Origin of the sequence: Flavobacterium psychrophilum DSM 3660 = ATCC 49418, from assembly GCF_002217405.1 — a bacterium.
Taxonomy (GTDB): Bacteria; Bacteroidota; Bacteroidia; order Flavobacteriales; family Flavobacteriaceae; genus Flavobacterium; species Flavobacterium psychrophilum.
Window position 1 is genome coordinate 39,212 of sequence record NZ_MUHE01000007.1, and the last position, 12,915, is coordinate 52,126.

A 12,915-nucleotide genomic window follows, 5' to 3' on the forward strand; every position below is an offset into this window, starting at 1 on the left:
CTAGTTATAGTAAATAATCGTCAATTGTTATTCCAATAAAAATAAAAGGACAAAATGTCTTATAATCAGTATTTAACAACGCCAAAATGACTTAAAGCATGACGAAATAAATAAAAAACATGGTGGGTTAGTAGAAAATAAAAAAGCACAAAATTCGTAATGAACTTTGTGCTTTTTGTAATGGTTAGAAACAAATTACATTTGTCTAATTTGTTTTAGTTTTTCTTTCCAGGTAGCTAATTCTTCTTTGTGACGCTCTATGTTTTTCATTACTTCAAGCACCATCGGATTGTCTTTTTTAGACTTGGCAAAAAACTGAATATTGTTTTCTAATTGGAAAATTTCGTTTTGTACTTCTTCTACTTTTCTAGTTAAGAAAATTTTCTCATTATCAATTTTTCTGGTATCATTAGATTCTGACAAATTGTCCATTCTATTGCTAAAACGCATCATATCAGCATCTTTTTTGCTTAAACTCAATTTTTCGAAAAGAACGTCTAATATTTTATTAAATTTCCCTTCAATATGTCGCCTTGCAAAAGGTACTTTTCCTATGTTTTTCCAAGTTTCAATATGAGATTTTATAGCATCAAGATCTGTTTTGTGCTCTCCAACTAATTCAAATGATTTTAATGTTTCTAAGTATTCTTTTTTCTTTTCAAAAGCAGCGAGTTCAACCTCTTCATTTTCGTTTTTCTCGGCATGCAATCTGTCGAAATAATGATTACAAGCTTCTTTAAATGCTACCCAAACTGAATCCGAATATTTTTTTGGCACATGCCCTATTTGTTTCCATTCCTCTTGAATTTTCTTCATGATAGGAGTCGAAACATTAAAATCTGTACTTTCTTGCAATTCTTTAGCACGAGTTACTAATGCGTTTTTCTTATCTAGATTTGTATTTTGGTCTTTTTTTATGTCTTTATAAAAAGAGTTCTTGTGCACATTAAAGTTACGCACAGCATTTTTAAAATCGCTCCAAGTTTCTTCATTTACTTCGGCAGGTACTTTTCCTGCGCTAAAAAAACGATCACGCAAAGCTTCTATTTTTTCTACTTGAGCTTGCCAGCCAGAGTGTACAGTAATTTTTTCGGAAGTAATAGCATCTATAGCAGCAATTATTTCTTTTTTCTGGTTTAAATTTTCAACCTCAGAACCTCTTTGTTTTTCAAAAATAAGTTCTCGTTTATCATGCATTTGCTTGGTAAAATCGCTAAAAACAGCCCAAATTTCCTCACGATTTTCTCTAGAAACAGGTCCTATATCTTCTTTCCAGATTTTATGTAATGATTGCAATTCTCTAAAAGCCTTCATTACATCAGATTCATTTATAAGTTCCTGTGCACGAGCAATTATTTTAAGTTTTGCTTCAAGATTGTGTTTAAAATCTATATCACGAGCTTCTCGATCTAAATGCAAATAATCGTAAAAATTCTCAACATGAAAATGAAAATTATTCCAAACATGGTTATATTTATCTTTAGGAATCGCCCCAGCGGTTTTCCAACGCTCTCTTAAATCATTAAACTGTTTAAGATTGTCTTTTATGTTTTCGCCAGGATTAATTAATGATTTTAATTCCTCAATAAGTGCCAAACGGGTTTGCAAATTAGCTTTCAAATCCGATTCTAAACCCTTAAAATACGTATTTTTTTTACTTCTAAACTCACTGTATAAAGAATCGAATTTAGATTTTAAAGGAAAATTATAGTCAAATTCTTCGCTAAATTCTGGATTTTCATGAGCAAACGCTTCCTTTTTTTCTTCGATAAAATGGTTGTATTTAGACAAGAAAACTGATTTTATTTCTTCAATATGGTTTTTTACAGCCATAATTTTATCCGAAACTACAATTTTTTCTAGTGCAGCAACTAAACTCTCCATATCCATTGCATCATAATTCGGCATCGGAATATCATGACTTTCGCCAATAGTTACATCTTCGCTAACCTCAGCGTTTAGATTTTCGATTGTTTCAATCGCTTCATTTCTAGAATCTTGCACTTCTTTTTCTGATTCTAATACTTCATTTCCATCTACCACAGGTAGGTTATCGTGTTGCTTGTCTTGCATGTTGCAAAATATTTACAGTTATTATTATGCCGAAGATACTAAAAACCTATGAAAACAAAAAGCAAAATAAAAATTAAAGTTACAAGAAATATTTTTTTTAGGAGCTATTTCCAGCTATCCGTTACAATCTTTTGTTTTTTAAAGAAAAAAACAAAAGGATTTTCACTACTATCTGGGCTATCATCATGATTCTTGGTATAATTTTGCCAAAATCATTCAATCTTATTTCGGAATTTCAAAAGCATATTACAAGATTTTTTTTTTAAAATTAAATCATATAATTTTCACTTTTTCATACATTTACCCCAAATTATACAAAAAATGTCATCACACCATATTGTTCGAGACGACCAAGAACCAGCACTAATCATTGCAAACGGAGCGGCTTGCAGTTCAGAATTATTAGGACAATTACTAGAATGGTCACCACTTGTCATCGTTTTAGATTCGGCAATAGAACGAGTTTTAGAATTAGGAATTAAAGTCGATGTTTTACTAGGAGATTTCGACCGTGGTTTCGATCCCGAATATTATATAGACAAACAATTCCCAATCGAAATAGTACACGCACCAGACCAAAATAAAACGGATCTCGAGAAAGCATTCGATTATCTTATAGAACGAAAAATCCCAATGGCAAATGTTGTCTGGGCAACAGGAAAAAGAGCAGACCACACTATTACAAATCTAACCAATATTGTTCGCTATCGAAATTTATTAAAAATTGTAATTATAGACGACCACTCGAAAATATTTTTATTACCTACTAAATTTAAAAAATGGTACACTGCCAACACCCCAATTTCCTTAATCCCAATAGGGATAGTCTCAGAAATTTATTCTAAAAATTTGTTTTATCCATTAGAAAACGACACCTTAACAATTGGATACCGAACAGGAAGTAGCAACCATGTTGTTGAAGACGGCATTGTAACAATCGAACACCAAAAAGGCGATTTACTCATTATGGAATGTTTAGATTAAATGCTAAAAAATCATTATACGATTTCTGTTCATTAAATTTCATTTTTTACAACTACCTTTACAACCGAAATTAAGATTATGAAAGCTAAAATAGTTCCCGAAAAAACAAATCTTCACCCCAGAAATCTACACAAATTTGGATATGATTTTGAAGCATTAACTACCTGTTCTCCTGAACTAAAAAACCATGTTTTTACAAACGAATATGATACTCAAACCATCAATTTTAGCAACCCTGAAGCAGTAAAAGCACTAAATAATGCTTTATTAATAGCCTATTATAACATTAAAAATTGGGGTATTCCGCAAGATTATCTTTGTCCGCCCATTCCTGGAAGAGCAGATTACCTACATTATATAGCAGATTTATTAGCCACTACAAACAACCAAATAATTCCTGAAGGCGAAAATGTAATAGGTCTAGATATAGGAATTGGCGCCAATTGTATATACCCAATAATAGGAAATGCTATATATGATTGGAGTTTTGTAGGAACTGATATCGATGAAAAAGCGATTCAGAATTGTAAAAAAATCATCGAAAACAACCCAAAATTAATTGATGCCATAAGTTTGCAACAGCAAGTAGAATCTAGATTTATATTCAAAAATATTATCCTTACAGATGATAAATTTGCATTTACAATTTGTAATCCACCGTTTCATAATTCGGCTGCAGAAGCTACAAAATCATCTGCAAGAAAAGTAAACAATTTGCAAGAAATTCGAACTAAAAATCCAGTTTTAAATTTTGGAGGACAAAATACCGAATTGTGGTGTGATGGTGGCGAAATAGGATTTATTACTCAAATGATTTACGAAAGCGCAAAATACCCAATGCAAGTTTTGTGGTTTACTACATTAGTGTCTAAAAGAGAAAATTTGTCTAGCATTTACAAGACTTTAAACAAAGTTTCTGCCGTAGAAATAAAAACAATTGATATGGCACAAGGTCAAAAAAATAGCCGAATTGTAGCTTGGACATTCTTATCAGAGTTGCAACAAAAAGCTTGGACATTTTAAAAATACCTGACAAAACTATTCATTCCAAATTTCCCACGCTTTTTCTGCCTGAAAGACTAACATATCATAACCATTTTTTATAATTGCGCCTTTATTTTCTGCTTTTTCAAGAAACACTGTCTTTTCGGGGTTGTATATCAAGTCGAAAGCAATGTGTTTTGGCGTAAAAAATGAGTAAGGAATATCCGGAAACAATTCTGTTTTTGGAGTAGTTCCCAGGGGTGTACAATTGATAATGATTTGGTAATCATCAAAAATTTTTGCATCTATCTCATTATAAGTAATCGTGCTTTCTTTTTCTAGACGGGATACAAAAAGGCTTTCTATATTTAATTTTTTTAAACCAAAAGCCACTGCTTTTGCAGCACCACCAGTTCCTAAAATTAAAGCTTTTTTGTGGTGTGATTTTAATAAAGGTTTTAGCGATTTATTAAAACCAAAATAATCTGTATTGTCGCCAAATAACTTCCCGTTTGGAGAGATTCTAATTGTATTTACGGCGCCAATTTCTTTAGCATTTTGAGACAATTCGTCTAAAAAAGGAATAATCGTTTCTTTGTACGGAATGGTAACGTTTAAGCCAATTAAGTTTGAATTTATTTGTAAAATTTTAGTAAATTCTTCAATACTTTGAATGTCGAAATTCTCGTAGCTAAAGGCGTTATTATTTTTTTCTTGTTTAAATTTATTTGTGAAATAATTTTGCGAAAAAGAATAGCTTATGTTTTTGCCTAGTAATCCTAATTTTTTCATTTATTGGAGTTAAAAAAATAAATAGAACACCATAGTATATAGAATAATAAGATGCTTTGCTAATTATAATTCTAGTTAAGAAATATTTTTTTTTGCTAAAAAGCAGTGTATAAGTACCCTTTAAAACCTATGTTTCTATGTCGTTAAAAGAATTTATTTTTTATGTCTTAAAATATAATCTTGTACTATTTTTTGTTCCCAAACTACTGGAAATAATTTTTCGATAATATTTCTTTTTTTAAAGTTTTGACGCAAGGCGTTGCTTAAATGAAAAAATCCTTTTTCGTTTTCATTTAACATAAAGTAGAAACTTGCCAAACGATATTCTACTTCAAATTCTTCTGGAAAATGCTCGCAGGCTTGTAATAAGGTTTGTATGCAAGCTTCAAATTCTCCTAAAAATTGTAAAATATCTGTCCAAAACAACCAAGTATCTAGTTGATAATCGCCATGTTTTACTGCTTTTCTGCAACCATATTCTGCTTCTTCAAAAAGATTTAAAGCTTTATTTATGGTTGCAAAGCGTTTCCAATATAGTTTGTTTTCGGCATCTATTTGTATGGCTTTGTTTACATAATATAGTGCTTTTGGGTAGTTTTTTTTGCGAAAATAAAAATCGGTTATAGCGATCCAACCTTTGTCTAATAAAGGATCTTCGTGTACCGTTTGGTTATAAAACTTAATGGCTTGTACTTCGTTTCCTAATTTCTCGTAGCATTTTCCTATTCTCAATAAGGCATAAGAAGTTGGATCATCTAATTTGATAGTTTCGTTATAATTTTCGATTGCTTCTTCGTAGCGTTTTAGGCGTTCTAGGGCTTTTGCTTTTTCCATAAAGGCACCAAGAAATTCGTCATCTATGATTGTTGCGTAATCGAAAGCAATTAATGATGCTTCGTATTCTTTGAGTCCGTAATTGAGTCTTCCTAATTGGTGCCAAGCGATTTCGCTATAGGGATTTGTTTCTATATATTTTGTAATATACTTTATAGCTTCTTGGTGCTGATCTAAAAATTCGAAACAATATACTACATTGTATAAGCTAGCTTGTTCTTCTGGATCTGATTCTAGGCATAGTATAAAATTTTCTTTTGCTAACTCTAGATTGTCTAAAAAGAGGTACTCCATACCTATTAGGTTGTACGCATCTGGAAGGTCGTCAGTGTATTTTAAAGCTATTTTTAGGTATTCGACTGCTTTTTCGTGTTGGTCTCTTTTAGAACAGATATTTGCTTTTTGAATGTATATTTCTTCGTTTGTAGGCTCGATGGCGTATAGTTCGTTTAGCATTTTTTCGGCAATATCGAGTTTGTCGTCATACACGAGCATTTCTACTTGTACGAGTTTTAGCCCTGTAGATTTTGGGTGCTGATCTAGGGCGAGTTTTAAGGCTTTTTTTGCTAGTGCAGGTTTGCCAATGTCTAGGTAGTGTAGGATAATATCCTCGAATTCTTCTGAATCGAAAAACAAAACTTTGTTTGTTTTTAGCATTGATTCAAATTTTGACAAGGATAAGTTTTGATCGTCTTCTTCTTGGCTCAAGTACATGGTCTTTTCGTTTAAATTTATCCAAAAATAAAAGTAGGACTTAAATGTTTAATGGATACTTTTTTTTTGTTTTGTTGTGAACAATTTAATTAACATTTTTTAATTGATAATTGACAGTTGACAGTTGACAATTAATATTTTTTTAATTTGATGACTGAATGTTAAATTTCAGATCGAAGCTCTAGCCCTGATAGCAGTGAAAATCCTTTTTTGAGGTTTTTTCCGAAAAAAAGATTGTAACGGATAGCAGGAAATAGCTCCTAAAAAAATTATTCGTTAGTCATTGTCATGGCTAACTCATTCATAGCATCAATAATTATGCCACAACCTTCGCTAATTTCTTGATTTGAAATGGTTAGCGGTGGCGTGATGCGAATGGCACAGCCTTCGAAGAGTAACCAGAACAAAATTAAGCCTTTTTCTTGGCATTTGAAGATGATTTGGTTTGTGATTTCGGGGCTTTCTGTTATAATGGCAAGCATGAGTCCTTCGCCTCGGATTTCTTTTATGAGTGGATGTACTAAGAGTTGTCGGAATAATTTTTCTTTGTGCAAGGTTTCTTGCATAATATTAGTTTGAACGAGTTCTTGTAATGTTGCCAAGCAAGCGGCTGCGATTACTGGGTGCCCGCCAAAGGTGGTAATATGTCCGAGTTTTGGGTCGTGACTTAATAGATCTATGTGGGCTTCGTTTGCTGTAAATGCTCCTACTGGCATGCCTCCCCCCATGCCTTTTCCCATGACTACAATGTCGGGAATGACGTCGTAATTTTGGAAACCGAATAGTTTTCCTGTTCGCCCAAAGCCGGGTTGAATTTCGTCGAGAATCATCATGGCGCCTACTTGGTCGCAACGTTGTCTGATTTTTTTTAAGAAATCATTTTCGGGACGTATGAATCCTGCACCGCCTTGTATGGTTTCTAGGATTATTCCTGCGGTTTTTGTGGTTATTTTTTGAATATCGGCTTCGTTATTGAAGGTGATAAAATCGACATCAGGAATGAGTGGTCGGAATATTTGTTTGCGTTCTTCGAATCCCATCACGCTCATAGATCCCATCGTATTGCCATGATATGCGTTGTGACAGGAAATAAGTTGACTTCTTCCTGTAATTCTTCGAGCGAGTTTTAGTGCGCCTTCAATAGCTTCTGTTCCTGAATTTACTAAATAGGTTTTGTTTAGTTTTTCAGGCATATTTTCTGCTAATAATTTGCATAATTTGACTGCGGGATCTTGTGCGTATTCGCCATATACCATAACATGCATGTACTTGTCTAACTGATTTATGATGGCTTCTTTTACTCTAGGATGTTGGTGTCCTAAGGTACAGGCGGAAACTCCTGCTACAAAATCTAGGTATTTTTTGTTGTTGGTGTCAAATATATAAGAGCCTATGGCATGTGAAACTTGCATACCAAGTGGATAGGGTGAGGTTTGTGCTTGGTATTTGAGAAAATCTTTAATCATTATTTTAAAATTTTGTACCTTTAAAAAATATCTTTTGAATTTTTTATTTTAAAAAATTATTTTTTCTTTTTTTTACCAACTTTCTTTTCTACATTTTGTTTGTCGTATTCTAATGTTTCTTGAGATGGTTGCATAGGAATGTTTATATCTTTAGATTTTGCTTTCGATTCTTTTTGGGCTTTGGCATCGAGTTCGAGTTCTTCTTTTGGAAAAAGATCTTCTTTTGTTAGGATTTGTTCGTCGCCACGCCAAATGAATCCTTTTAGTTTTCTGGCATTTTCTGGTAGTTCTTCTTCTGGATAAATTATGCCCTCGACATCGGTAAAAAAAGTAATGGTTTCGATGTTATTGGCCTCTAAAATCATATTAATTTTGCTGCTCACATTTTTGTTTATTCCTATGAGTTCATTTTTTTCGTTTCGCATATAAAAGATGACTTCGGCATTTTTAATAACATTTACTTCATGCAATTTGTTTTTTTTAAACTTACCAAATAAATTTTGTCCTTTTACTTGATTGAAGCCTTCGCCTATGGTGTCTTTTGAAATAATAAAAGCATTGTTTAGTACTTTTAGGGAATCTATTTTTTCTGTTTTTTGATTAGAAACAAGATGCATAACATCGCCTGTCATTTGGTTTTTTCCGTTCCAGAGTACGGGTTTTCCTATCATTTGTGTTAATCCCTTTTTTTTGTCATAGTGAATAGAATCGCACTTACCACTGATGTCTTTTTTAAAAAAACGAGCATTGTTTGAACCTCGGATAATTCGGCTTTCGGGTTTGCCTGTTACTAATATTTTTTTGGCATGAAAGTAAACAGAATCTTTTTCGAACAAGGTAATAGCAACGGCTTTTTTTGTAATAAACATCGAGTCTTTTTGTTTGTAAACTTCTGCATAATTGCCTTTTACTACAAAATGATTAATTGTATCGGTTACTTTGACATTGTTTTTTGCTCGAGCAAAGTCTAATTTTCGGTCATAATAAATATCATCTCCTTCTATGAGTCTGTCTTTGTAGGTTATTTTAGAGCCTTTTTGTAGTTTTCCTTCGTCTTTTTTAGTATCATAAAAACCTTTAGTGGTATAAATTGTATTGGTGGCCGATGTAATTGTTGATGGCCCAAAAACATACGCATGACCTGAATTTGTATAATAATCTAAATGGTTTGTTTTTATTGTTTGTCTAGGATTTGTAACGCTAACAGCATCTGAAAATTGAAATTTTTTCTGATTTAAATAATATTTGCCAGAATTACTTACTAGTGTATTTTCGGGATCTCGGATAGTTCCTTTTGAATTGTAATAGGCTTGTTGCGAATTTCTATCGAAGTTAATAGTATCTGTTGCTAAGGTCATTTTTGGATCTCGAAGCAAGACATCGCCTGTGGCATAAGCAAACTTAGTATTTCCGTTATATTCGGCATATTTACTATTCATAGAAAGGGTGTCTCCTTGCACCATATTTACATTTCCAAAGATTTTAACAAAGTTAGATTTTGTAAAATGATAGGCTTTGTTACAAGTCATACGAACGCCTTCGTGTATGATAACTACATTGCCGGTTAGAACAATGGCTCCGGGAACTTCTTTCTCGGAAATATCTAAAAAATCAGAGTGCTGAATAACAATTTGTTTGGCATCTTGAGACCAAAGTGTTGTTTGACTGAAAAGTATCAATAGTAAAACTAAACGAAAATATATTTTATTCAATGGATTGTAATTTTTGTCAAAATTAAGGAAATTATGAAAAATATGGTTTTTATTAAGAATTATTTATATTTATACTTATACCTTTTATATTTAATAAGTGGTCTGAATACAATATCATTTTCTGAATCATATAAGAAATATAAGGATATTTGAGTTAGCCTCTCTAAAATAATGGGATTAACAGTAGTAAGTAGTGAAATTTGTAATGGGGCTTAGTATTTGCTACTTTTATTTACTCGATAATCATTTCTTTTAATTTTTCTCGATATTCCTCTAAGATGTCTATTTTCGAGATAAATCCGAAGAATTTTCCATATTTGATAACTGGAAGCGTTGTTTGATTTGTGATTTGAAATTTTTCCATAACAATTTCTATTCCGTCATCGTATTGTATAACCCCAATGGGTTGTTTTAAAATTTCTTTGATACAAGTATGTTTTATCCTAAAGGGGTTAAAAATGGTTGTTCGAATGTCATTAAAATCTACAATTCCGACTAGTTTTTCTTTTTCATCAATAACAGGAAAAATCTCTTGATGCAGAGTTGATAAATGTTCGACTAAATTTTCTAACGAATTTTCTATAGTAATTGTTTTAATATTGGTTTTTATTAAAGCTAGGAAATCTATACTTTGCAAAATATTTTTATCTTTATTACTGGTAAAAACCTCGCCTTTGTCTGCTAGGCTCTTAACATCCATCGAATGTTTTTCAAATCTTTTAGATACAGCAAAACTAATTGAGGATACAATCATAAGCGGAACCATAAGGTCGTAACCGCCAGTAATTTCGCCAATTAAAAAAATAGCTGTAAGAGGTGCGTGAAACAATCCGCTCAAAATTCCAGCCATACCTACAATCGCAAAATTCCCTACGGGCAATGCACTAGAGATCCCTAAAAGATTTATAGATTTTGCGACAAAAAAACCTAAGTAAGACCCCACAAAAAGCGAAGGAGCAAAATTACCTCCGTTACCCCCACTTCCTAGTGTTATTCCTGTGGCAAACGATTTTAGAAAAACTGTAATTCCTATAAAAGCAAGCAAAATCCATTGGTTATTTTTATGGTTTTTTAGAATTGTATTGTCTAATAAAACCTCGGGATGGTTTGTAGATAAAGTTCTAATGCTTTCGTAACCTTCTCCAAAAAGTGTTGGAAAAAAGAAAATTAAAACCGCTAAAAGTATCGCACCAAATAATGCTTTTTTGTAAGGACTGCTTTTAAATCTGCTAAAAAAATGTTCGACTTTTCTGAAATTTCTTGCATGATATACAGATACAAAACCAGCCAAAACTCCCAATAAAATATAGTAAGGTGTGTTGTGAAAATTAAAAGTTTCTTCTTGTTTGAAACTTAATAATATATCTCTACTTAAAATCATTTGAGAAACTAAAGCGCCCGTCGCTGCAGAAATCATGATAGGTATAAATGCTGATATACTTACATCTGTTAAGACTACTTCTATGGCAAATAAAACACCCGCAATGGGTGCGTTGAAAGCCGATCCAATTCCTGCAGCAACCCCACAAGCTAAGAGTAAAATTCTATCTTTTTGTGATAATTTATATTTTTGTGCAAAATTAGAACCAAAAGCTGCTCCAGTAATTACAATTGGGCTTTCTAATCCTGCCGAACCTCCTAAACCAACAGTAAGTGAACTTGTAATAATCTGAGCATACATTTGTTTTTTAGGAACAACACCGCCTTTTTTTGCTACCGCCTGCAAAATATGAGAACTTCCTTTTTCTAATTTTCCATCTAGAAATCTTCTAATAACAAAAACAGTGAGTAGGATACCAATAACAGGTAAAATACTATTTGAATAAGGTAGTTTTAAAAAAGTGTTCAAATAATTAGCAAACAAGAACACATTGTGCGCAAAACTTTTTAGAATAATTACTGCAAATGAACAAGATATAGCAATAACAACAGAGGATAAATAAATAAAATTCCTTTCAGACAATACTTCTTTTGCTAAAAAAAAGATACTCTCGAAACGGCGAATTATTTTTCTTACAAATAATTGAAAACTTACTAAAATTCTGCTTGGCATTTTTATTTTTTGTATTGTAGAATTACAAATATAAGTTTTTATTTTTGTTTGCCCTAAACGGATAATGATTAAATAATAATTCTAAATTTAAAACAAAGTATATTTGTAAAAATTAATAAAAGTATTACCTCATGAAAATTACTGGATTATTTAAAGAATTTTTTGAAAGCGAAAAGTCTAGCGGATTATTTCTAATAAGTTGCACACTTTTCTCATTGGTTATAGCAAACTCAGCAATTGCAAACAGTTATTTGCATTTTTGGCATGCAAATTTAGCAGGAAATAGTTTAGAATATTGGATAAATGATGGGCTAATGACTATTTTTTTCTTACTCATTGGTCTAGAATTAGAAAGAGAAGTTTATGATGGCGAATTATCAAACATTAAAGATGCAATGCTCCCTATTTTTGGTGCTATTGGTGGTATGATTGTTCCCGCAGGATTATTTTTAGTAATGAATTTTGGAACCAAAACCCAATCTGGAGCAGGAATTCCTATGGCAACAGATATTGCTTTTGCCTTGGCTATATTGTCGCTTTTAGGAAATAAAATACCATTATCGCTAAAAATATTTTTAACCGCATTAGCTGTAATCGATGATTTAGGAGCAATTCTGATAATTGCTGTTTTTTATACCAAAACATTATTATGGACTAATTTATGTATTGCCTTAGGTATTTTTGGGTTTTTACTAATTCTTAATAGACTTAAAATAAGAAACTTAATTCCGTACTTAATTGGGGGTGTTTTTATGTGGTATTTTATGTTACATTCAGGTGTTCATGCTACAATTACGGGTGTATTGCTTGCTTTTGCAATTCCTTTTGGAAACGGAGATTCGAGATCTACATCATATATTTTACAACATTTTTTGCACAAACCAGTAGCCTTTTTTATACTTCCATTATTTGCATTGGCCAATACAGCCATTGTGTTAAGTTCTAATATAAGCGAAACATTAATTCAAAATTATAGTATAGGAATTGCATTGGGATTAATTATTGGTAAACCACTGGGTATTTTTCTCTTAAGCATGCTAGCGGTTTCCTTAGGGATTTGCAAACTTCCAGATGATTTAAACTGGAAATCTATTCTTGCCGTGGGTTTTCTGGGAGGTATTGGTTTTACGATGTCTATTTTTATAACCTTATTGGCTTTTAATGACGATACAATCATAAACAATGCAAAATTTGTCATTTTAATTTCCTCCTTAATTGCTGGAATTATTGGTTATTTCAGTCTAAAATATGTGTTAAAAAATACAATTATCGAAAATAAGAATTAATAAACCAATTTTAATTT

At 31.9% G+C, this 12,915-nt stretch carries 9 protein-coding genes; 3 read left to right on the forward strand and 6 right to left on the reverse strand.

The window, feature by feature from the left end:
• Positions 1-195 precede the first annotated feature (195 nt).
• Entirely contained in the window at positions 196-2,073 is a 1,878-nt protein-coding gene (locus B0A57_RS01940; protein ID WP_011963876.1) for a DUF349 domain-containing protein, read from the reverse strand.
• Positions 2,074-2,394: 321 nt separating this feature from the next.
• Between B0A57_RS01940 and B0A57_RS01945 the strand changes: the two genes are divergently transcribed.
• Positions 2,395-3,057 (forward strand): thiamine diphosphokinase, encoded by a 663-nt coding sequence (locus tag B0A57_RS01945; protein WP_034098533.1) that lies wholly within the window; start codon positions 2,395-2,397, stop codon positions 3,055-3,057.
• Positions 3,058-3,135: 78 nt separating this feature from the next.
• Complete coding sequence (gene rlmF, locus B0A57_RS01950; protein ID WP_034098535.1) at positions 3,136-4,080, forward strand: 23S rRNA (adenine(1618)-N(6))-methyltransferase RlmF; 945 nt, start codon at positions 3,136-3,138, stop codon at positions 4,078-4,080.
• Between the two features lie 15 nt (positions 4,081-4,095).
• Here rlmF and B0A57_RS01955 read toward each other — a convergent pair whose 3' ends face one another.
• From B0A57_RS01955 to B0A57_RS01975, 5 genes are all read right to left on the reverse strand, one after another.
• Positions 4,096-4,833, reverse strand: coding sequence for a shikimate dehydrogenase family protein (locus B0A57_RS01955; protein WP_034098537.1), 738 nt, complete (start codon positions 4,831-4,833; stop codon positions 4,096-4,098).
• A gap of 153 nt (positions 4,834-4,986) precedes the next feature.
• Positions 4,987-6,381 (reverse strand): tetratricopeptide repeat protein, encoded by a 1,395-nt coding sequence (locus tag B0A57_RS01960; RefSeq protein WP_034098539.1) that lies wholly within the window; start codon positions 6,379-6,381, stop codon positions 4,987-4,989.
• Between the two features lie 269 nt (positions 6,382-6,650).
• Entirely contained in the window at positions 6,651-7,847 is a 1,197-nt protein-coding gene (locus B0A57_RS01965) for an aspartate aminotransferase family protein (protein ID WP_011963881.1), read from the reverse strand.
• A 56-nt stretch (positions 7,848-7,903) separates the two neighbouring features.
• The gene (locus B0A57_RS01970; RefSeq protein WP_034098541.1) at positions 7,904-9,559 is read right to left on the reverse strand and encodes an OstA-like protein; all 1,656 of its coding nucleotides are present in this window, start codon (positions 9,557-9,559) and stop codon (positions 7,904-7,906) included.
• Between the two features lie 232 nt (positions 9,560-9,791).
• On the reverse strand, positions 9,792-11,612 hold the full coding sequence (locus B0A57_RS01975) for a chloride channel protein (protein WP_052079110.1): 1,821 nt from the start codon (positions 11,610-11,612) through the stop codon (positions 9,792-9,794).
• 131 nt (positions 11,613-11,743) lie between these two features.
• Here B0A57_RS01975 and nhaA point away from each other — a divergent pair, with 131 nt between their 5' ends.
• Positions 11,744-12,898, forward strand: a complete 1,155-nt coding sequence (nhaA, locus tag B0A57_RS01980; protein WP_011963884.1) for a Na+/H+ antiporter NhaA — start codon at positions 11,744-11,746, stop codon at positions 12,896-12,898.
• Positions 12,899-12,915: the final 17 nt, after the last annotated feature.